Annotated in this window: 21 protein-coding genes; 9 read left to right on the forward strand and 12 right to left on the reverse strand. The window is 70.8% G+C overall.

The features are described 5' to 3' along the window. Nucleotides 1-8: 8 nt before the first annotated feature. From QE359_RS13420 to deoC, 3 genes are all read right to left on the reverse strand, one after another. Nucleotides 9-587, reverse strand: a complete 579-nt coding sequence (locus QE359_RS13420) for a type IV toxin-antitoxin system AbiEi family antitoxin (protein ID WP_309779572.1) — start codon at nucleotides 585-587, stop codon at nucleotides 9-11. A 156-nt stretch (nucleotides 588-743) separates the two neighbouring features. Continuing rightward, the gene (locus tag QE359_RS13425; RefSeq protein WP_070419594.1) at nucleotides 744-1691 is read right to left on the reverse strand and encodes an ROK family protein; all 948 of its coding nucleotides are present in this window, start codon (nucleotides 1689-1691) and stop codon (nucleotides 744-746) included. Between the two features lie 128 nt (nucleotides 1692-1819). Then, nucleotides 1820-2551 (reverse strand): deoxyribose-phosphate aldolase, encoded by a 732-nt coding sequence (gene deoC / locus QE359_RS13430; RefSeq protein WP_309779574.1) that lies wholly within the window; start codon nucleotides 2549-2551, stop codon nucleotides 1820-1822. A gap of 42 nt (nucleotides 2552-2593) precedes the next feature. Here deoC and QE359_RS13435 point away from each other — a divergent pair, with 42 nt between their 5' ends. The 4 genes from QE359_RS13435 (at nucleotide 2594) to QE359_RS13450 (ending at nucleotide 6809) form a co-directional block, all read left to right on the forward strand. Continuing rightward, nucleotides 2594-4126: an SDR family oxidoreductase gene (locus tag QE359_RS13435; RefSeq protein WP_309779575.1), complete on the forward strand. Its 1533-nt coding sequence runs from the start codon at nucleotides 2594-2596 to the stop codon at nucleotides 4124-4126. Further along, nucleotides 4123-4707, forward strand: coding sequence for a GDSL-type esterase/lipase family protein (locus QE359_RS13440; protein WP_071294684.1), 585 nt, complete (start codon nucleotides 4123-4125; stop codon nucleotides 4705-4707). The genes QE359_RS13435 and QE359_RS13440 overlap by 4 nt, the downstream gene beginning before the upstream one ends. Next, on the forward strand, nucleotides 4707-5162 hold the full coding sequence (locus QE359_RS13445; protein ID WP_309779576.1) for a DUF6804 family protein: 456 nt from the start codon (nucleotides 4707-4709) through the stop codon (nucleotides 5160-5162). Before QE359_RS13440 ends, QE359_RS13445 begins: the two co-directional genes overlap by 1 nt. A 93-nt stretch (nucleotides 5163-5255) precedes the next feature. Further along, nucleotides 5256-6809, forward strand: coding sequence for a stealth conserved region 3 domain-containing protein (locus QE359_RS13450; protein WP_071294685.1), 1554 nt, complete (start codon nucleotides 5256-5258; stop codon nucleotides 6807-6809). A gap of 329 nt (nucleotides 6810-7138) precedes the next feature. Here the strand turns inward: QE359_RS13450 and QE359_RS13455 are convergent, their stop codons facing one another. The 5 genes from QE359_RS13455 to QE359_RS13475 form a co-directional block, all read right to left on the reverse strand. Then, nucleotides 7139-8098 (reverse strand): phosphodiesterase, encoded by a 960-nt coding sequence (locus QE359_RS13455; protein WP_071294686.1) that lies wholly within the window; start codon nucleotides 8096-8098, stop codon nucleotides 7139-7141. Between the two features lie 168 nt (nucleotides 8099-8266). Continuing rightward, the gene (locus tag QE359_RS13460; protein WP_070418986.1) at nucleotides 8267-9952 is read right to left on the reverse strand and encodes a cytochrome bc complex cytochrome b subunit; all 1686 of its coding nucleotides are present in this window, start codon (nucleotides 9950-9952) and stop codon (nucleotides 8267-8269) included. Then, a complete protein-coding gene (locus tag QE359_RS13465; RefSeq protein WP_070418987.1) occupies nucleotides 9952-11019 on the reverse strand; it encodes a ubiquinol-cytochrome c reductase iron-sulfur subunit in 1068 nt (355 codons plus the stop codon). The genes QE359_RS13460 and QE359_RS13465 overlap by 1 nt, the downstream gene beginning before the upstream one ends. A gap of 33 nt (nucleotides 11020-11052) precedes the next feature. Further along, nucleotides 11053-11862, reverse strand: a complete 810-nt coding sequence (locus QE359_RS13470; protein WP_071294687.1) for a cytochrome c — start codon at nucleotides 11860-11862, stop codon at nucleotides 11053-11055. 21 nt (nucleotides 11863-11883) lie between these two features. Beyond that, nucleotides 11884-12522 carry a heme-copper oxidase subunit III gene (locus QE359_RS13475; protein ID WP_031260857.1) on the reverse strand — a complete coding sequence of 213 codons (639 nt, stop codon included), beginning with the start codon at nucleotides 12520-12522 and terminating at the stop codon, nucleotides 11884-11886. A 70-nt stretch (nucleotides 12523-12592) separates the two neighbouring features. Between QE359_RS13475 and trpD the strand changes: the two genes are divergently transcribed. After that, nucleotides 12593-13648, forward strand: a complete 1056-nt coding sequence (gene trpD, locus QE359_RS13480; RefSeq protein ID WP_070418989.1) for an anthranilate phosphoribosyltransferase — start codon at nucleotides 12593-12595, stop codon at nucleotides 13646-13648. Between the two features lie 81 nt (nucleotides 13649-13729). Here trpD and glpK read toward each other — a convergent pair whose 3' ends face one another. Both glpK and QE359_RS13490 read right to left on the reverse strand, forming a co-directional pair. Further along, entirely contained in the window at nucleotides 13730-15241 is a 1512-nt protein-coding gene (gene glpK, locus QE359_RS13485) for a glycerol kinase GlpK (RefSeq protein ID WP_070418990.1), read from the reverse strand. 44 nt (nucleotides 15242-15285) lie between these two features. After that, nucleotides 15286-16011 (reverse strand): MIP/aquaporin family protein, encoded by a 726-nt coding sequence (locus tag QE359_RS13490; protein WP_309779578.1) that lies wholly within the window; start codon nucleotides 16009-16011, stop codon nucleotides 15286-15288. A 312-nt stretch (nucleotides 16012-16323) separates the two neighbouring features. Between QE359_RS13490 and dhaK the strand changes: the two genes are divergently transcribed. From dhaK to dhaM, 3 genes are read left to right on the forward strand one after another with little or no spacing between them, the layout of a single operon-like run. After that, nucleotides 16324-17325, forward strand: coding sequence for a dihydroxyacetone kinase subunit DhaK (dhaK, locus tag QE359_RS13495; protein WP_309779579.1), 1002 nt, complete (start codon nucleotides 16324-16326; stop codon nucleotides 17323-17325). A gap of 57 nt (nucleotides 17326-17382) precedes the next feature. Beyond that, nucleotides 17383-18009 (forward strand): dihydroxyacetone kinase subunit DhaL, encoded by a 627-nt coding sequence (gene dhaL / locus QE359_RS13500; RefSeq protein ID WP_309779580.1) that lies wholly within the window; start codon nucleotides 17383-17385, stop codon nucleotides 18007-18009. Beyond that, nucleotides 18006-18728, forward strand: a complete 723-nt coding sequence (gene dhaM / locus QE359_RS13505) for a dihydroxyacetone kinase phosphoryl donor subunit DhaM (protein ID WP_309779582.1) — start codon at nucleotides 18006-18008, stop codon at nucleotides 18726-18728. The genes dhaL and dhaM overlap by 4 nt, the downstream gene beginning before the upstream one ends. A gap of 20 nt (nucleotides 18729-18748) precedes the next feature. On the opposite strand, the gene QE359_RS13510 is transcribed toward dhaM, so the two are convergent. After that, nucleotides 18749-19342: a TetR/AcrR family transcriptional regulator C-terminal domain-containing protein gene (locus QE359_RS13510; protein ID WP_309779583.1), complete on the reverse strand. Its 594-nt coding sequence runs from the start codon at nucleotides 19340-19342 to the stop codon at nucleotides 18749-18751. A 56-nt stretch (nucleotides 19343-19398) separates the two neighbouring features. Between QE359_RS13510 and QE359_RS13515 the strand changes: the two genes are divergently transcribed. After that, a complete protein-coding gene (locus QE359_RS13515; RefSeq protein ID WP_309779585.1) occupies nucleotides 19399-20619 on the forward strand; it encodes a beta-ketoacyl-[acyl-carrier-protein] synthase family protein in 1221 nt (406 codons plus the stop codon). Here the strand turns inward: QE359_RS13515 and QE359_RS13520 are convergent. Then, nucleotides 20606-21109, reverse strand: a complete 504-nt coding sequence (locus QE359_RS13520; protein ID WP_309779586.1) for a GNAT family N-acetyltransferase — start codon at nucleotides 21107-21109, stop codon at nucleotides 20606-20608. The genes QE359_RS13515 and QE359_RS13520 overlap by 14 nt on opposite strands. Nucleotides 21110-21124: the final 15 nt, after the last annotated feature.

Consider the following 21124-nt stretch of genomic DNA (forward strand, 5'->3'; position numbering starts at 1 on the left):
AGACCGGGTCAGCGCGGGCTGACCGGCTCCCCGGCCGCGTCGAGCACGTCCCGCAACCGCCGCTCCGCCTGCCGGGCCATCGGGATCGTCCCGAGCGTCGCGAGGGACCCGGCGACCGCCGCGACCGACACCGCACCGATCGCCAGGAGTCCGGCCACCGCTGCCGCGTCCGACGGGTCGAACCCACCGGGCCGGTCCCCGGGGCTGCGCAGCAGGTCGACGACCGTGCGCAGCGGCGTGGTGACGCGGAGGCCACCGAGCACGACGACGTCCTCGTCCGTGATCACGACCTCACGGACGCGCAGCGCGCCGTCGACGTGCACGCGGACCCGGAGCGGGACACAGGCCTCGAGCGGGGCCGGTGCACGCGAGACGGCACCCCAGACCCACGCGGCCGTCCGGGTGCTCGCGATGAGGCGCGCGTCACGGAGGGCCCACGCCGCGGCTGCCGCCCGGAGTGACGGGGTCTGCGGTTCGGCGGGGGAGGCCCAGCACGCCCCGACGGCCACGAGCTCGCCGGCGAGGACCGCTGCGCGCAGCTCGGCCTCGGGCCAGTCGTCACTCGTCAGCAGCCGGGTTCGGGACACCCGGACATCCTGCCCGACGCGCACGGCGCATCGACGCGCCCTGTGGAGAGCGACAGACGTGCGCCCGCGACGTGACCACTTGTGGGCCAGGAGGCGCGGGTCGGCCCCGCACCGCGCCTCCCGTCCGTCAGGACGTGCCGTCGAGAGCCGACGTCCTCAGCGCAGCACGTCGGCCCGGTGCACGAGCGCCGCGGCGCCGATGAGGGGACCGTCCTGCGACAGCCCCGTCGGGACGATCCGCACCTTTGTCACGAAGCCGAACTCGACACGCTCCGCCACCGCCTCGCGCGCGTACTCGAAGAGGTCGGGCGTGACGTGCGAGAACCCGCCGCCGATGGCCACGACCTCGAGGTCGACGAGGCTCGTGGCCGCCGCGATGGCCTGCCCGAGGGCGCGACCGCTGCGCTTGACGGCCGCGACCGCGATCTCGTCGCCCGCCGCGTAGGCCGCGGAGAGCTCCTCGCCGGTGCTGCCGGTGAACCCCTGGCGCTGCGCCCACGCGACGGTCTTCGGGCCGCTGGCGATCGCCTCGAGGCATCCGGTGCCGCCGCACGCGCAGTGGTCGTCGAAGCCGCCGCACTCGACGTGGCCGATGTGCCCGGCGTTGCCCGTCGGGCCGCTGACGGTCCGGCCGTGCAGGATCAGGCCGCCGCCGACGCCGGTGGACACGATCATGCCCATCACGTGGTCGGAGCCCTGCGCCGCACCGACCCAGTGCTCGGCGAGCGTGATCGCCAGGCCGTCCATGCGGAGCGTCACCGGGACGCCGGCGGGGACGTGCGCGGCGACGCGGTCCCGGAGCGGGTACCCGCGCCAGACCGGCATGTTGAGCGGGGACACGAGTCCGTGCTCCTCGTCGACCGGACCGGCCGAGCCGATGCCGACACCGACGAGCGTGGCGTCCGTCGGCAGCGCGGCGAGGGCGGCCGTCACGACCTCGTCGACCGCGGCCTGCAGCTCGTCGGACGTCCGGCCGGGGCCGGTCGGGCTGCGGAACCGCGTGGCGGGGAGGACGACGCCGGCGTCGGTGACGAGGGCCGCCTCGACCTTCGTCCCGCCGAGGTCGACGGCGAGGGCGAGCGGGGTGGACTGGGTGGTGGACATGCGCGCTCCGATGCGGCGGTCTGGAGGCGCGGTGCCGGTCCCGCACGCGTCGTCGCGTCCGGTGGGCGCCGGCCCCTGGTGGTGGGTCGGGTGGTGCTGGAGGTCGCGGGGGCTCGCGCCCCGGACCGTCAGTAGGACGTGGTGTCGTCGCCGACGGCCGACGCGGTGCCGGTCTCGGCGCGGTGCGCGACCTCGTCGAGGATGCGTGCCGAGGCGCTCGTGCCGATGCGGTCCGCACCGGCCTCGACCATCTCGAGCAGCGTGTCGAGCCCGCGGACGCCGCCGGAGGCCTTCACACCGGTGTCGGGGCCGACCGTGGCGCGCATGAGGGCGATGTGCTCCGCGGTGGCGCCACCGCCGGCGAACCCGGTGGAGGTCTTCACGAAGGCGGCACCGGCGGACCGTGCGGCGCGCGACGCGGCGACGATCTCGTCGTCGGTGAGGAAGGCGGTCTCGAGGATGACCTTGACGACGGTGCTGCCCGCGGCGTCGACCACGGCGCGGACGTCGGCCTCGACGCGCTCCCAGTCGCCGGACTTCGCGGCGCCGATGTTCTGCACCATGTCGAGCTCGAACGCACCGTCGGCGAGGGCCTGCAGCGACTCGGCGACCTTGGCCGCGGTGGACGTGGTGCCGTGCGGGAAGCCGATGACCGTGCCGACGCCGACCCCGGTGCCGGTCAGGCGCTCGACGGCGCGCGCGACGTCGCTCGGGCGGACGCACACGCTGAACACGCGGTACGCGGCGGCCTCGTCGAGCTGGGCGTCGACGTCCGAACGCGTGAGTTCGGGCTTGAGGATCGCGTGGTCGATGAGACCACGGACGGCATCGGCGGTGACGGAGAACGCTGCTTTGTCCACCCGGCAAGCCTACCCGGAGCCGAGCCGCGTACCGTGCCCCGCATGCGCGTCCTCGTCACCGGGGCCACCGGCTACATCGGCGGTCGTCTCGTCCCACGTCTCCTCGAAGCCGGTCACACCGTCCGCGTCTTCGTCCGCACGCCCCGGAAGCTGCAGGACGTCCCCTGGCACGACGACGTCGAGATCACCGCCGGCGACCTGCAGGACGCCGACGCCGTGCGCCGGGCCGTCGCCGACATCGAGGCCGTCTACTACCTCGCCCACGCGATGGGCGCGGACGGCGACTTCGAGCGGGCCGAGCGGGACGCCGCCGAGACCATGGCGCGCGAGGCCTCGGCCGCCGGCGTGCGCCGGTTCGTGTACCTCGGCGGCCTGCACCCCGACGGCGAGCTCTCGAAGCACCTCCGCAGCCGCAAGGAGGTCGGGGACGTCCTGCTCCACTCCGGCGTCCCGACGATCGCGTACCAGGCCGGCGTGGTGATCGGGTCCGGGAGCACCTCGTTCGAGATGATCCGCCACGTCACCGACGTCCTGCCGTGGATGCCGGCGCCGCGGTGGGTCCGGAACCGCATCCAGCCGATCGCCGTCCGTGACGTCCTCTACTACCTCGTCAAGGCGCTCGACATCCCCGCCGACGTGAGCCGCACGTTCGACATCGGCGGCCCGGACGTCCTCCGCTACGGGCAGATGCTCAACGGGTACGCCGTGGAGGCGAAGCTCCCGCAGCGCCCGATCTCGCCCCTGCCCGTCCTCACCCCGGGGCTCGCGGCGCACTGGTTCAACATCGTGACGCCGATCCCGCGGAAGCTCGCCAAGCCGATCATCGAGTCGCTCCAGTTCGAGTGCGTCCAGCGCGAGCACGACATCGACGACGTGGTGCCGCGGCCGGAGGGCGGGCTGACCGGGTACCGCCGTGCGGTCCGTCTCGCCCTGAGCCGCATGCGCACCGGCGAGGTCGAGACCAGCTGGCGGAACGCGACGCTCGCGGCCACCCCCGCGGACCCGCTGCCGAGCGACCCGGACTGGGCCGGCCACACCGTCTACGTCGACGACCGCAAGCGCCACTCGGCGGCCTCGGCGGACGACGTCTGGCGGGTCGTCGAGTCGATCGGCGGCGAGAACGGCTGGTACTCCTTCCCGCTCGCATGGGTGGCCCGCGGGTGGATGGACAAGCTCGCCGGGGGAGTCGGCCTGAACCGCGGTCGCCGCGACCAGAAGCGCCTCGAACAGGGCGACGCCCTCGACTGGTGGCGCGTGGAGCGGCTCGAACGCGGGCGCTACCTGCGACTGCGCGCCGAGTTCAAGTCCCCGGGCCGTGCCTGGCTCGAGATGACCGTGACCCCCGCGGACGACGGCGGCAGCGACTACCGGCAGCGGGCGATCTACTTCCCCCAGGGGCTCGCCGGCCGCCTGTACTGGTACTCGATCCTGCCGTTCCACGGCGTGATCTTCCCCGGGATGGTCGAGCGCATCACCGCGGCCGCCGAGCGGGAGTCCGAGCACACCGAGTCGACGGGGCGGAACTGGACCCAGCAGAATGGGAACCCGGAACCCGCACACGAGGAGGCAGCATGACCGAGGAACGCACGAGCGTCCTGTTCCTGGGCGACAGCATCACCGAGCAGGGGTCGTGGGACGCCTGGCTGCCCGACGAGCGGACCGTCAACCAGGGCATCGGCGGTGACACGACCGACGGGGTCCTCGCACGACTGGACGCCGTCGTGGCCGAGCAGCCCGAGGTCATCGTCCTGCTCATCGGCACGAACGACTTCGGCAACCACCGCAAGAGCGTCGAGCACGTCGTCCGCGGGGTCGAGTCCGTGCTCGTGACCCTCCGCCGCGAGCTCCCGGGCGTCCGCCTGCTCCTCGTCTCCATCCTGCCGCGGCAGGCGGAGTACACGGCCAAGATCGAGGAGGCGAACCGGCACCTCCGCCAGTTCGTCGCCACCTGCCACGCCCAGTACCTCGACGCGTGGCCGGCCCTCGCCGACGGCGACCACCTCGACGACCGGTTCACCGACGACGGCCTGCACCTCACCGAGGACGGCTACCGGGCCTACGTCGCCGAGCTCGTGCCCGCGCTCGAACGGGTGCGCGAGCTCCCGCCGATGTCCCGGTCCATCCAGGCGATCGACCTCGACGGGGCCACCGCCTGATGGCAGGACGGAAGGGCCGACCACCGGCGGGATCGTCGCTGCACGGCGTGCCGGTGGGCGGGGCAGAGCCGACGCGGTCGGGCTCGGCGTCCGGCGGGAGAGCAGGAGGGGAGCTGCCGCCGTTCACCCGGCCCGCCCTCGCCCCGTCGCTGATCGCGGCGATCGTGCTCCTCGCCTGCGTCGCGATCGTCGACTCGTCCGGCTTCGTGTTCGCCCGCTGGGGTGTCACCGTGCTCAGCCTCATCGTCCTGGTCTTCGCCGTGCGGGGGCGGACGTGGTGGGCGGCGCTCCTGATGGCCGCGATCGCCGTCTGCTGGAACCCGCTCGCGGTCGTGCCGATCCCCGGCGAGGTGTGGGCGGCACTGCAGCTCGTCGCGGCCGCGCTGTTCATCGTCGTCGGCATCGTCGTGAAGGTGCCGCGCGAGGCGGAGGCGAACCGCGCCTCCAGGCCCTAGCCCGGGCGACCGACGAGCGGACCGAGCGTCCGCGCGGACGGTAGGATGAGTCGCCGGGCAAACGGGTCCGGCGCACTGATCCGAAGGGTGTGGATGAGCAACGAGACCGAGCCGGTGACCGAGAGTCCTCTGCTGAACCCTCGACCGTCCTCCGGCGGTCTCGAACGTCCCGACGTCGTCGTACGGAAGGGACGACTGACGCTCGTCAACGGGCACCTGACGCCGCAGCAGTCGATGATCGAGGACCTCCTGTTCCTCGACGACGCCCTCACCGCCGGTGACGTCGACCACCTGCTCATCCGCGGCAACGACCAACGGCCGGTGATCGCCCTCGACGAGCGCGACCGGCAGCGGGCGGAGAGCGCCGTGATGGCTGCCGCCGCGAACGAGCCCTTCTACGCGAAGCCCCCGGGGAAGCCCGCGGTGCTCGTCATCGACGACGGCCTCGGCTCCGTCGACGAGCCCGTCCTGCGCGTGTTCCGGCCGCGCCTCGAGCCGCTCGGACGCCTGCGCTACGGCGCCGAGACGAGCGTGCAGCTCGAGTTCTGGCGAGTCACCGACACCGAGGTCCTCGCGCCCGTCGAGAACGCCCTGATGCGCCGCAGCCTGCCCGTCGACGAGTTCGTGCTCGTCGACATCGAGCGGTACGGCCGCACCTGGCGCACGGTCGAGCACATGTTCGACGACCACGTGTCGGACATCCGGTTCCCGATCGACATCGTGTTCTCGTGGGTCGACGGCAACGCCATCGAGTACCAGCGGGCACGACAGGCAGCGCAGTCCGGTGCGGTCCTGGGCGAGGGCGACGACGCCCCCGCCCGCTTCCGCCAGATCGACGAGCTGAAGTACGCGCTCCGGTCGGTGCACACGTTCGCGCCGTGGATCCGGCAGATCTACATCGCCACGGACTCCCCGGCGCCCGCCTGGCTCGCCGACCACCCCAAGGTGCGCATCGTCCGCTCCGAGGAGTTCTTCGCCGACCCCTCCGTCCTGCCGACGCACAACTCGCAGGCCGTCGAGTCGCAGCTGCACCACATCCCGGGCATCAGCGAGCACTTCATCTACTCGAACGACGACATGTTCTTCGGCCGCCTGGTCGACCCCTCGGTGTTCTTCAGCCCGGGCTCGGTGACGAAGTTCATCCTCGCGACGACGCGGATCGGCCTCGGGTCGAACAACCCGGCACGCAGCGGGTTCGAGAACTCCGCCCGGGTCAACCGCCGACTCCTGCAGCAGCGGTTCGGCGCGGTGACGACCCGGCACCTCGAGCACGCGCCGACCCCGCTGCGCGCCTCGATTATGACCGAGATGGAGCACGAGTTCGCCGACGAGTTCGCGGCCACCGCGGCCTCACGGTTCCGTGCTGCCGAGAACATCTCGGTGACGAACTCGCTGTACCACTACTACTCGCTGCTCACCGGCCGGGCGATCGTGCAGGAGAACGCCGAGGTGCGGTACATCGACACGACGATGCAGTCCGGTCTGCGGGCGCTCGGCGACCTGCTCAAGAAACGGAACGCGGACTTCTTCTGCCTGAACGACGGGAGCTTCCCCGAGGTCAGCGACGAGGAGCGGACGCAGCGGGTGACGGACTTCCTCGAGAAGTACTTCCCGTTCCCGGCGCCGTGGGAGCGCCCCGCGGGCTGAGGCCGGGCGCGGGCGGGTCTTTTCGTCGTTTGCGCAGCTTGTTGCGCGTGCAATGAGCGACGAGGCCGTTGTCGTACGACGTCGGCGATGTCGTTCCTTGTGCGCGCGGGCAGGTGCGCGTGCAAGTAGCGACAAGACGGCTGTCGAACGACGACCACGATGTCGCACCATGCACACGCAACTGATGCGCGTGCAACCAACGACACGACCTCTGTCGAACGACGACCACGATGTCGCACCATGCACACGCAACCATCGGGGACCGCGGGCGCACCACCGAGCCGACCCGCGCCTCCTGGCCCCACCCGGTGCGTGCCGCGCGCTTGGGCCTACCGGTGGACGGGGGAGACCGGCACGGAGTCGAGCGTGAACACCGGGATGCTCGACGTCACCGGCGCCGGCTCGGCCGCCGCCGGGATCGTCACGCCCGCCGCTGCGAGCCGAGCCTCGGTCTGGGCCGACGACACCGGCTCGCCGACCGTGGCGTAGTGCCCGATCGGCACGACCGAGTGCACCACGTTGTGGCCGTAGACGTGCACGAGGTTGAACGACTGCGCGCCGTCCTGCCCCCGGGTACCGCCCTGGTACTCGGTGAGGTCCTGGGTGTAGCACGTGGCGCTCGCGACCGACACGGGGATGCCCGCGAAGACGGCGCTCGTCGAGTAGTGCAGGTGGCCGGCGATGATGGCGATGACGTCGCTGCCCTCGACGACCTCGGCCAGGGCGTCCTGGTCGCGGAGCTCGACGAGGACGGCGAGGTCCTGCACGCTCGGCACCGGCGGGTGGTGCATCGCCAGGATGGTGCCGTGCGGCGCCTGCTCCGACAGGACCTCGGCCAGCCAGTCGAGCTGCTCGGGGGAGACCTCGCCGTGGTGGGCGCCGGGCACGCTCGTGTCGAGGGTGATCACCCGGAGGCCGTTCACGTCGTAGACGAAGTCGACCGGACGATCGGTCGGCTGGAGCCCGAACAGCTCCTGCCGGAAGGCGCCGCGCTCGTCGTGGTTGCCCATCGCCCAGATGACCTGTGCGCCGATCCGCCGCGCGGCCGGCTCGACGATGTCGCGGATGCGGGCGTACGCGCCGGGTTCGCCCTTGTCGGCGACGTCGCCCGTGACGACGATGGCCTCGGGACGCGTCCCCGACGACTCGATGTCGGCGATGATCTGGCCGAGCCGCGCAGCTGAGTCGACGTCACCGTAGAGGTCGCCGTCACCCGCCACGAGATGGGTGTCGCTGAGGTGGAGCAGGAAGTGGTTCGGCCTGGGGTGTTCGGCCGTCCGGCTGTCCATCGGGGTCTCATTCCGTTGGTCGGGTGCGTGGTGCAACACAGTGCCACACCGTCCTGGACGAGTCCAGCACGTGTCGGTGAATCGAACGTGAACGCGGCACGGCGTGTTCCCGCACGCACGACGAAACCCCCGCCACCGAGGTGACGGGGGTTCCGGTGCGCGGCGTGCCTAGTGCTTCGACTCGACCGCGGGCGCTTCGTGTCCGGCTTCGAGGTCCGGGCCGTGGTGCGCGGCGTGCGCAGCCTCGAGCTCGGCCTTGGACACCGGGGTGATCCGGTCCTCGAAGAAGAAGCGCGACATGCTGGCGCGGGCCTTCTGCAGGCTCGAGATCTTGCCTCGGGCGTTCGGACGGATCATGAGCGGCTTGTACTCGTTGAACTGCAGGAGCTTCCAACGCTCGTACTCGTCGAGCTGCTCGTGCACCTCGATGTACTCGCCGTGGGGGAGTCGCACGATGCGGCCGGACTCGTACCCGTGCAGGACGATCTCGCGGTCCTTCTTCTGCAGGGCGAGGCACACGCGCTTCGTGATCCAGAAGGCGACGAACGGGCCGAGGACCGTCGTGGCCTGGATCACGTGGATGACGTGGTCGATCGACACGTAGAAGTGGGTCGCGATGATGTCCGACGACGCGGCGGCCCAGAGGCTCGCGTAGAGCGTGATGCCGGCGGCACCGAACGCCGTGCGGGTCGGGGCGTTGCGCGGACGGTCGAGGATGTGGTGCTCACGCTTGTCGCCGGTCACCCAACCCTCGATGAAGGGGTAGATGAAGATGGCGAGGATGAGGAACACCAGCACCGCGATCGGCACGAGGATGTTGAACGACACCGTGTAGCCGAACCACACGACCTCCCAGTGCGGCGGCACCAGACGGAGCGCACCGTCGGCGAAGCCGATGTACCAGTCGGGCTGGGTACCGGCGGACACCGGGGAGGGGTCGTACGGGCCGTAGTTCCAGATCGGGTTGATCGTGAACAGCGACGCGATGAGGGCGAGGATGCCCGCGACGATGAAGAAGAACCCACCGGCCTTCGCCGCGAACGCCGGGAGGATCGGCACGCCGACGACGTTCTCGTTCGTCTTGCCGGGGCCGGCGAACTGCGTGTGCTTGTTGATGACGACCAGCACGAGGTGGACGCCGAGCACCGCGACGAGGATCGCCGGGAGCAGCAGGATGTGCAGCGTGTAGAGGCGGCCGACGATGTCGGTGCCCGGGAACTCGCCACCGAAGAGCAGGTAGGCGATCCAGACGCCGATGACCGGCACACCCTCGATCATGCCGACGATGATGCGCAGACCGTTGCCGGAGAGCAGGTCGTCGGGGAGCGAGTAGCCCGTGAAGCCCTCGGCCATGGCCAGGACCCACAGGATGAAGCCGAACACCCAGTTGAGCTCACGCGGCTTGCGGAAGGCACCGGTGAAGAACACGCGGGCCATGTGCAGCATGATCGAGGCCACGAACAGCAGGGCCGCCCAGTGGTGGATCTGCCGGACGAAGAGCCCGCCGCGGATGTCGAACGAGATGTTGAGCGTCGACTGCAGTGCGGTCGACATCTCGATGCCCTTCAGCGGGACGTACGAGCCGTGGTAGACCACCTCGGCCATGGACGCCTGGAAGAAGAACGTGAGGAAGGTACCGGACAGCAGGACGACGACGAAGCTGTACAGCGCCACCTCGCCGAGCATGAAGCTCCAGTGGTCGGGGAAGATCTTGCGCCCGACCTCCTTCACGAGGCCCGAGATGCTCGTGCGCTCGTCGATGTAGTTGGCGACCCCGCCGATGATGCGGGATCCGCGCTCCGGTGCCGGCTTGGTGGTCGACGACGCGGGTGCGTTGGTGGTCGTGCTGCTCATCAGCGTTCACGCTCCCAGAAGGACGGGCCGACGGGCTCGTGGAAGTCGCTCTGCGCAACCAGGTAGCCGTCGTCGTCGATCGCGATCGGAAGTTGGGGGAGGGGGCGTGCCGCCGGCCCGAAGATGACCTCGCAGTTGTTCGAGACATCGAAGGTCGACTGGTGGCACGGGCAGAGCAGGTGGTGCGTCTGCTGTTCGTACAGGGCGACCGGGCATCCGACGTGGGTGCAGATCTTCGAGTACGCGACGATGCCGTCGTAGCCCCAGTTCTCGTGGCCCTTGGAGGGGTTGAGGTCCTTGGGGTCGAGGCGCATGAGGAGGACGGAGGCCTTGGCCTTCTCCTCGAGCATGTCCTCCTTGTCGAGCATGCCGTCCGGGATGACGTGGAACACCGAACCGATGGTCACGTCGGACGCCTTGATCGGCAGACCCGTCGGGTCCTTCGTCAGGCGCGTGCCCTTCGCCCACATGGTGTGGCGGAGGAGTTCGTTCGGGTCGGCCGCGGGCGCGAGGTCGCGCACGAGGACGATGCCCGGGAGGGGGAAGGCCGCCAGTGCGCCGATCATCGAGTTGCGGATCAGCTTGCGACGGCTGAAGCCGGACTCCTTGTCGGCGAGCTGGAACGCCTCGACCGCCTTGGCGCGGGTCGCGTCGGTGCCACGGGTGCCGTGGCGGAGCTCGGTGATCTCGCGGTCCACCACGAGCGACTTCGACCAGTACACGGCGCCGAGGCCCAGCGCGAGCAGGGCGAGGGCGATCGACAGGCCGAGCCAGAGGTTGGCGGTCCGGACGGTCCCGAAGTCGTCGGAGTCGATCGGGAAGGCGACGTAGGCCGCGATCGCGAGGACACTGCCCACGATCGACAGGTAGAAGAACGTGGCGACCTGACGCTCGGCCAGGCGCTGCTTCTTCGGGTCGACGTCGGTGCGGCGTGCGCGGTGCGGCGGCTCGCCCGGGTTCTCGAACGGGTCCGTCGGCAGGACCGCGATCCCGGCCGAGGTGGTGGTCGTGCCGTGCTTCTCGACAGCCGAGGACGAGTTCAGTGCCTCGTCGTCGTGCTCTGCCATGGTGTTCCCTTCAGTGTCGTTCGACACGGACGATCAGTTGGACTTCGCGGTCAGCCAGACGGTCATCGCGACGACCGCGCCGAGTCCGAAGATCCAGATGAACAGACCCTCTGCCACCGGGCCGAGGGAGCCGAGTGCGAACCCGCCGGGCGACTTGTTGTCCTGCACGTACTTGAGGTACGTGATGATGTCGGCCTTCTGCTCGGGGGTGAGGTTCAGGTCGTTGAACACCGGCATGTTCTGCGGGCCAGTGACCATGGCCTCGTAGATGTGCTTGCCGGACACCGACTGCAGGTTCGGCGCGTACTTGCCCTCGGTCAGGGCACCACCGGCGCCGGCCACGTTGTGGCACATGGCGCAGTTGATGCGGAAGAGCTCCGCACCTTCGGCGGCGTCGCCGTCCTCGCCGTTGGTCAGGCTCTCGGAGGGGACCGCCGGGCCGGGGCCGAGCGACGCGACGTACTCGGCGAGGGCGTCGATCTGCTCGTCCGTGAACTGCGCGGGCTTCTCTTCGGCCTGGGGACCCTGGGCGGCCATCGGCATGCGGCCGGTGCCGACCTGGAAGTCGACGGACGCGGCACCGACACCGATGAGGGACGGACCCTCGCTGGTGCCCTGCGCGGAGAGGCCGTGGCAGGTGGCGCAGTTCGAGGCGAAGAGCTTCTGGCCCTCGTTCACCTTCGACTGGCTCGAGGCCGCCACGGTGCTCGTGCTGTCGTCGGCGTTCGCCGTGGAGCTGAACAGCGCGTACGCACCGCCGGTGGTCATGAGACCGACGACGATGAGCGACACGGTCGCCATCGGTGAACGGCGGCCCTTCTTGGACTTGGTTCTGTTGAACATGCGGTGGGGGCTATCCAGTTCCTACTTGAGAAGGTAGATGACGGCGAAGAGGCCGATCCAGACGACGTCGACGAAGTGCCAGTAGTACGACACGACGATCGCGGTGGTCGCTTCCTTGTGACCGAAGTTCTTGGCGGCGAACCCGCGGCCGAGCGTCAGCAGGAAGGCGATGAGGCCACCCGTGACGTGCAGACCGTGGAACCCGGTGGTCATGTAGAAGGCCGAACCGTAGGCGCTGGAGGAGAGCGTCACGCCCTCGTGCCAGAGGTTCGCGTACTCGAAGATCTGGCCGCAGACGAAGATCGCGCCCATGCAGTACGTGACGAAGAACCACTCCGTCATGCCCCAGTCCTTGGGGTTCCAGCTCGTCCGGTGCACCTGGAAGCGCTCGGCCGCGAAGACCGCGAACTGGCAGGCGAAGCTGGACAGCACCAGGATGATCGTGTTCACCGAGGCGAAGGGCACCTCGAGCTTGGCGGTCTCGGTCGCCCAGAGTTCGGGCGAGGTGCTGCGCAACGTGAAGTAGATCGCGAACAGGCCGGCGAAGAACATGACCTCGCTGCCCAGCCACACGATCGTCCCCACGGCAACGGCGTTCGGCCTGTTCAGGACCGGACCGCTGGCGGATCTGGAGAGAGGGGTGCTAGTCACAGACTCCATTATGGCCGAAACCACGGACAGTGTTTTCGCAGCCAACTGGCGGGTCTCTCGAATTCACTACGATCGGAGCATGCTCGACGCTCTCACCTGGCCTGCCGTGATCAGCGCGCTCATGGCGCGCGAAGACCTGACGATCAGCCAGTCCACATGGGCCATGCAGGAGATCGTGGCAGGTCGGGCCACCCCGGCGCAGATCGCCGCCTTCGTCGTGGCCCTCCGCGCCAAGGGCGAGACCGTCGACGAGGTCGTCGGCTTCCGGGACGCCATCCTCGACGCGGCCGTCCCGCTCGACGTCGACCCGATGGCGCTCGACATCGTGGGCACCGGCGGCGACGTCGTCGGCACGGTGAACGTCTCGACGATGAGCGCGATCGTGATCGCCGCCGCGGGTGTCCCCGTCGTGAAGCACGGCAACAAGGCGAGCTCCTCGAAGTCCGGGTCGAGCGACGTCCTCGCCGCACTCGGACTCGACCTGACGATGGACGCCGCGCGTGTCGCGGACACGTTCCGGCGTGTCGGGCTGACCTTCGCGTTCGCGAGCGCCTTCCACCCCGGGTTCGCGCACGCCGGACCCGTCCGCCGCGAGATCGGCGTCCCGACGGTGTTCAACTTCCTCGGTCCTCTCGTCAACCCCGCACGGTGCGAGGCGAACGCCGTGGGCGTGGCGCAGCTCGAGCTCGTCCCGATCATCACGGGCGTGTTCCAGACCCGCGGGGCGACCGCGCTCGTGTTCCGCGGCGACGACGGCCTCGACGAGCTGACGACGACCGGGCACAGCCACATCTGGGAAGTCACCGGCGGCCGCGTGACCGAGCACGACCTCGACCCGCGCGACCTCGGGATCGCCCGGGCCCGCATCGAGGACCTGCTCGGCGGCGACCCGGAGCACAACGCCGCCGTGGTGCACCGCGTCCTCGCGGGGGAGACCGGTCCGGTGCGCGACATCGTCCTGCTCAACGCCGCCGCCGGCCTGGTGTCCTTCCGCCTGGCGGAGGACCCGGCCGAGGTCGACCGCCCGATCCTGCAGCGCTTCCGCGAGCAGCTGGTCGTCGCGGCCGACGCGATCGACTCGGGCGCCGCCGCGCGCAAGCTGGCCGACTGGGTGGGCGCGACCCCCGTCGCGTGAGCGCAGACGCAACGCACCGGAGGCGCGGTGCCGGCCCGTGGGACCGGCACCGCGCCTCCAGGCGGTCACCTCAGGACAGGACTACTGGACGTCCTCGTCGACCCAGTCGAACGTCTTCGTGACGGCCTTCTTCCAGAGGCGCAGGGTGCGCTCGCGCTCGGCTTCGTCGAGCTGCGGCTCCCAGCGCTTGTCCTCCTGCCAGTTGGCACGGAGCTCGTCGAGGTTCGCCCAGAACCCGACCGCGAGCCCGGCCGCGTAGGCCGCGCCGAGCGCCGTCGTCTCCGCGACGACCGGGCGGACGACCGGCACGTTCAGGATGTCCGCCTGGAACTGCATGAGCGCGTCGTTGGCGGTCATGCCGCCGTCGACCTTGAGCTCGGTGAGGTCCACACCGGAGTCCGCGTTGACGGCGTCGAGGACCTCGCGGGTCTGCAGCGCCGTCGCCTCGAGGGCGGCGCGGGCGATGTGGCCCTTGTTGACGTAGCGGGTGAGGCCGACGATCGCACCGCGGGCATCCGGACGCCAGTACGGAGCGAAGAGCCCCGAGAACGCCGGGACGAAGTACACGCCGCCGTTGTCCTCGACGGTCTTGGCGAGGGCCTCGACCTCCGGGGCGCTGCCGATCAGGCCGAGGTTGTCGCGGAGCCACTGGATGAGCGAGCCCGTGACGGCGATCGACCCCTCGAGCGCGTAGTGCGTCTCCTGGTCGCCGAGCTTGTAGCCGACGGTCGTGAGCAGCCCGTTCTCCGAGCGGACGATCTCCGTGCCCGTGTTGAAGATGAGGAAGTTGCCCGTGCCGTAGGTGTTCTTCGACTCGCCCTGGTCGAACGCCGCCTGGCCGAACGTCGCGGCCTGCTGGTCGCCCAGGATGCCGGCGATCGGGACCTCGCGGAGGAGGTTCGAGGACTCGACGTGGCCGTAGACCTCGGAGGAGCTGACGATCTCGGGGAGCATCGACTTCGGAACACCGAAGTCGGCGAGGATGTCGTCGCGCCACTCGAGCGTCTCGAGGTCCATGAACAGCGTGCGGGAGGCGTTCGTGACGTCGGTCTTGTGGACGCCGCCGTCGACGCCGCCGGTCAGGTTCCAGAGGACCCAGGTGTCGGTGGTGCCGAAGAGCAGGTCGCCCGCCTCGGCCTTCTCGCGCGCACCCTCGACGTTCTCGAGGATCCAGACGATCTTGGTGCCGGCGAAGTACGTCGCCAGGGGCAGACCGACGACCGACTTGTAGCGGTCGGTGTCGCCGTCGGCGAGCTTGTCGACGATCGACTGCGTGCGGGTGTCCTGCCAGACGATCGCGTTGTAGACCGGCTTGCCGGTGTTCTTGTCCCAGACAACCGCGGTCTCGCGCTGGTTGGTGATGCCGACCGCCGCGACGTCGTGGCGGGTGATGTCGGCGCGGGACAGGGCCTGGCCGATGACCTCACGGGTGTTGTCCCAGATCTCCGACGGGTCGTGCTCGACCCACCCGGCACGCGGGAAGATCTGCTCGTGCTCCTTCTGTCCGACGGACACGATCGAGCCGGAGTGGTCGAAGACGATCGCTCGGGTGGAGGTCGTGCCCTGGTCGATGGCGACGATGTAGTCGGCCATTGGTGCTCCTTACGCTGGTGCTCGGGTGGGTGTGGTGCAGACGATCAGGAAGCGATCGGCAGCAGGAAGGTGGAGAGGCCGGCCGCGAGGGCGCCACCGACGAGGGGGCCGACGACCGGCACCCAGGCGTAGGCCCAGTCGCTCGAGCCCTTGCCCTTGATCGGCAGGAAGGCGTGCGCGATGCGCGGACCGAGGTCACGTGCCGGGTTGATGGCGTAGCCGGTCGGGCCACCGAGGCTGACGCCGATCGCGATCACGAGGAACGCGACGGGGACGGCGCCGAGCTCGGCCGGGGTCTTGCCGTTGGTGAAGGCGAGGACGACGAAGACGAGCACGAAGGTGCCGATGATCTCGGTGACGACGTTCCAGCCGTACGAGCGGATCGCCGGGCCGGTGGAGAAGACGCCGAGCTTCGCGGCCGCGTCGGGCTCCTCGTCGAAGTGCTGCTTGTAGGCCAGCCAGACGATGACCGCACCGATGATCGCGCCGATCATCTGCGCGAGCCAGTAGAGGAACATCTCCCCAACGGTGATCTTGCCGAGGATGGCGAGCGCGAGGCTCACCGCCGGGTTGAGCTGGCCGCCGGAGCTGTACGACACGGTGACACCGGCGAAGACCGCGAAGCCCCAGCCGATCGTCACCATGAGGAAGCCGGCTCCGAAGCCCTTGGACTTCGTCAGCGAGACGGCGGCGACGACGCCGCCACCCAGGATGATGAGCATCGCCGTACCGACGAGCTCGGAGAGGAAATTGACGCCGATGCCGTCCATCGGTGACCTCCAGTGCGTGAGGGTGGGGGTCCGGTGGTACAGCGCCGGCACTCCCCGTTGAGTGATTGGGGCCGAGCATACTGACGGGCATCGACGGATGGCGATGCATTCGTGAGGGAAGTGCGCCATTGTGCACGAACGTGCATGCGCGGTGTGCGCCCGCGCATCCGAGGCCGGTGGGCCGCCCCCGGGTCGGTGCACGAACGTGCACGCGGGGGGAACGCTCGCCCGGACCGGCGATGTAGATTGAGGGCACTCCGGTCGACGACGGCGGTGCTGCCTCGCGATCGCCCGCACTCCGTGGAGGTCAGCATGAAGAAGCTCATCAACGATCCGCAGGCCGTGGTCGACGAGACCGTGCGCGGGTTCGCCCGTGCCCACGCCGGCCACGTCGTGCTGGTCGAGGACCCGATCCACATCCACCGCGCGGACGCCCCGGTGTCCGGCAAGGTCGGGATCGTCAGCGGCGGGGGCAGTGGACACGAGCCGCTGCACGCCGGGTTCGTCGGCTACGGCATGCTCGACGCCGCGGTGCCGGGGCCGGTCTTCACGAGTCCCACGCCGGACCCGATCGTCGCCGCGACGAAGGCCGTCGACGGGGGAGCGGGGGTGCTCCACATCGTCAAGAACTACACCGGCGACGTCCTCAACTTCGAGACCGCCGCCGAGCTCGCCGGCATGGACGACGTCCGGGTCGAGTCCGTCGTGGTGGACGACGACGTCGCCGTGCAGGACTCGCTCTACACGGCCGGCCGACGCGGCGTCGCCGGCACCGTCGTCGTCGAGAAGTGCGCGGGCGCCGCAGCCGAGCGGGGGGACGACCTCGACGCTGTCGCCGCGGTCGCCCGGCACGTGAACGACGTCACGCGCTCGATGGGGCTCGCGCTCGCCTCCGGCACCGTCCCGCACGCCGGCGAGCCGTCGTTCACCCTCGCCGACGACGAGGTCGAGCTCGGCATCGGCATCCACGGCGAGCCCGGCCGCGAACGCATCCCGATGGCCCCGGCCGACGAGCTCGTGGACCGCGTGCTCGAACCGATCGTCAGCGACCTCGCCGCTCCCGCCGGGTCGAAGCTGCTGCTCCTCGTGAACGGCATGGGCGGCACGCCCCTCGCCGAGCTCTACATCGCCTACCGACGCGCCGCCGAGGTCCTCACCGACCGCGGGTTCGACGTCACGCGTAGCCTGGTCGGCGACTACGTGACATCCCTCGAGATGCAGGGGTTCTCGCTCACCGTCACGGTGCTCGACGACGAACTCACCGCCCTCTGGGACGCACCGGTGGAGACCCCGGCACTGCGCTGGGGACGCTGAACCCACCGCACCACGACCCGGCCCGTGAACGGAGCCGGACGCAGGAAGGAACACGAATTGGCGCTCGACACCGCATGGGCCATCGACTGGGTCCGACGCACCGCCGCGACGATCGACGAGCACCGGGCCGAGCTCGTCACGCTCGACCGGGAGATCGGCGACGGCGACCACGGTGAGAACCTCGACCGCGGCTTCCGTGCCGTGCTCGAGGCCGTGGACGCCGGTTCGTTCGACACCCCCGGAGCCGTGCTCAAGGTGGTCGCGACGAAGCTCATCTCGACGGTCGGCGGTGCCGCGGGTCCGCTGTTCGGGACCGCGTACCTCAAGGCCGCGCAGGCCGCCGGGGACGCCGCGGAGCTCGACGCCGACACGCTCGTGCAGGTGCTGACCGCTGCCCGTGACGGCATCGTGTCCCGGGGCAAGGCGGCCGTCGGCGACAAGACCATGGTCGACGCCTGGTCGCCCGCGGTCGACGCCGCCGATGCCGCGGCCGCCGCCGGGGACAGCCCGGAGCAGGTGCTGGCCGCCGCAGCCGACGCGGCCGTCACCGGCGCGGAGTCGACCGACCCGCTGGTCGCCCACAAGGGCCGCGCGAGCTACCTCGGCGAACGTGCCGTCGGGCACCGCGACCCGGGCGCGCAGTCCACCGTGTACATCCTCCGCGCGGCCGTGGACGCCGCGTGACCGTCGGGATCCTGATCGTCTCGCACAGTGCGGCGATCGCGACCGGCACCGTCGAGCTCGCCCGGCAGATGGCGGCGGACGTCCCGCTCGTGGCCGCCGGCGGCACCGACGACGGCGGCATCGGCACCTCGTTCGAGGCCATCACGGCCGGCATCGAGGAACTCGCCGACACCGAGGCGGTGGTCGTCCTGTGCGACCTCGGCTCCGCCTACCTGACCACCGACACGGCGCTCGACTTCCTCGACGACGACGTCCGGGCGCGCGTGCACGTCTCGCAGGCCCCGCTGGTCGAGGGCGCGGTCGCCGCCGCAGTCGCCGCACAGACCGGTGGCGACGTCGACGCGGTCCTGGCCGCTGCCGCGTCTGCCGCAGGCTCCGAGGCGGACGCGAGTCGTGCCTCCAGTCCGTCCGGCGACAGCCCAGGAGGCGCGGCGCCGGTCTCCGGGACCGGCCCCGTCGACGACGTGGCCGCGTCCGAGACGGTGGAACTCGTGAACGAGAGCGGCCTGCACGCCCGGCCGGCCGCGGAGTTCGTGAAGACGGCCGCCAGGTTCGACGCCGAGGTCCGGGTCAACGGGGTGGACGCGAAGAGCCTGCTCGCGATCATGGCGCTCGCACTGCCCAGAGGGGCGTCGGTGACCATCGAGGGGACCGGAGCCGACGCGCAGGACGCGGTCGACGCGCTCGTGGCGCTCGTGCGGTCCGGCTTCGGCGAGTAGGGCACCGCGCCTCCTGCGGGTCAGGTGATCGAGACGGTGCCGGCGAGGTCGAGGTCGGACGGTCCGCCGGTGACCCCGGCGTCGGCGAGCAGCGTGGCGCCGAACACCGCGCTCCAGAACGTCCGCGCGTCGCGTCCGACGCCGCTCCGGCTCGTCCACCCGTGTTCGGTGACGACCCGCTCGAGGTAGCGCTCCGACTGCCGGAACAGCACCTGCAGGAGCAGCCGCACTCGCTCGCGTTGCGCGGCGTCGTCGCCCGCGCTCGCGAGGGCCCGCACGACGAGCGGCGTCGACGGCATCGCGAGGGCGGTGCGGGCGAGGACCTGCCGGAACGCCTCGGTGCTCGTGGCGCGACGCCCGGCTGCCTGCAACCGGGTCGTGTCGCGCAGGAACAGCGCGAACGCGGCGTCGAGCACCAGTCGGTCCTTCGATCCGTAGTGGTGCGTGATCTGGTTCGGGTACACGCCCGCGGCCCGCGCGATCTCGCTCACGGTCACCGTCCGGTGCTCGGTCGGTCCGCCGGTGCCGCTCAGCAGTCCGGCGGTCGCGGCGAGGATCCGCGCCCGGGTCGCTGCCCCGCGCGGGGTGCCCGGGGCGTCGCTCGTGGTTGCCATGCCGGAATTGTACGTGGTACAACTCAACTTGTTCAACGTACAAGAAGGAGTCTCCTGTGCACATCTCCATCACCGGCTACGGAGCGGTGTCGCCGTTCGGCCACGGCGTCGACACGCTCTGGGACGCCCTGGTCGCCGGCCGCTCCGGCGTGCACGACCTCGACCGGACCGGCACGCACTGGGACCAGGTCCCGATCCGGGTCGGCGCCGCCGCCGCACTCGACGCGGACGGAGCACTCGGGCGGGTCCGGGCGAACCGGCTCGACCGCAGCCAGCAGCTCGCGCTCGTCGCGGCGGAGGAGGCCTGGGCGGACGCCGGCGCCCCGACGGTCGAGGGGGACCGGCTCGCCGTCGTCGTCGGCACCGGGATCGGGGGAGTGGAGACACTCCTCGACGCCCACGACGTGCTCGGCACCGCTGGCGCCCGTCGCGTGTCGCCCCGCACCGTCCCGATGCTCATGGCGAACGCCGCGGCGGCGCAGATCAGCATCGCGTTCGGTGCACGGGCCGGGGCGTACACCACCGTGTCCGCCTGCGCCTCCGGGGCCGAGGCGATCGCGACTGCCGCGCGGTTGATCGTCACGGGGGAGGCCGACGTCGTCATCGCCGGTGGGACCGAAGCCGCCGTGACGCCGGTGACCATGGCGTCCTTCGCGCAGTCGCAGGCCCTCGCGAAGCCCGGCGACGACGACCCGACGACGCTCTCCCGCCCCTTCGACGCATCCCGCCGCGGGTTCGTGCTCGGCGAGGGTGCCGGGTTCGTCGTGCTCGAGCGGGCCGACCACGCCGCTGCCCGCACCCAGCGCTCGCACGGCACCCTCGCCGGCTGGGGCATCACCTCGGACGCGTTCCACATCACCGCACCCCTGGCGGACGGGTCCGAGCAGGAGCGGGCGATGACCGCGGCGATCCGGATGGCCGGGTTGACGGGCGACGACATCGACCACGTCAACGCGCACGCGACCAGCACGCCCGTCGGCGACGTCGGCGAGGCCGCTGCGATCGCTCGCGCGGTCGGCACCGGGGCCGTGGTGACCGCGCCGAAGGGAGCCATCGGGCACATGTTCGGGGCAGCCGGGGCCGTCGAGTCGATCCTGGCCGTGCGGGCGATCGAGACCGGGCTCGTGCCGGCGACGTTGAACCTGGAGCGCCTCGACCCGGCGGTCGAGCTGGACGTGGTCGCCGGGGCCGCGCGGGAGGTGCCGATCCGGACGGCGCTGAACAACTCGTTCGGCTTCGGTGGGCAGAACGCGTCGCTGGTGTTCACCGCGGCGTGACCGGGCGCCCGGACGGCAGGGCGCGGGCGTAGTCGACAGTGGGGTACGGCGTGAAGCCGAGCGACTCGTAGAGCGCTCGCGCCGGGGCGTGGAAGGCGTCCCCGCCCGTGCCGATGTGCACCACCTCGACCCCGCGTTCGCCGAGTTCACCGAGGACGGTCGTGCACAGTGCCCGTGCGACTCCTCGTCGTCGGGCACGCGGGTGGACGGCGACCATCTCCAGCCGGCCGGACGCGCCGTTCGCGACGTGCCACCCGACGTACCCGAGAGGCCCGTCGTCGTCCTCCGCCAGCGTGATGAACCGGTCTTCGGCAGGGTCGAGCAGCGCGGGCACCTCGTGCCGGTAGTCGTCCTCCCAGTGCGCGTGGTCGTGTGCCGTGACCTCCGGGCGCAGTCGGACCAGGTCGCCGGCGAGGAGCGGGCGGAACGTCTCGATCGTCAGCTCGGTGAGCGCGGGCAGATCGTCGGGCGTGCAGGCGCGGATGTGCATGGTGTGCCTCTTCTC

Origin of the sequence: Curtobacterium sp. SORGH_AS_0776 (assembly GCF_031453355.1) — a bacterium.
Lineage (GTDB): Bacteria > Actinomycetota > Actinomycetes > Actinomycetales > Microbacteriaceae > Curtobacterium.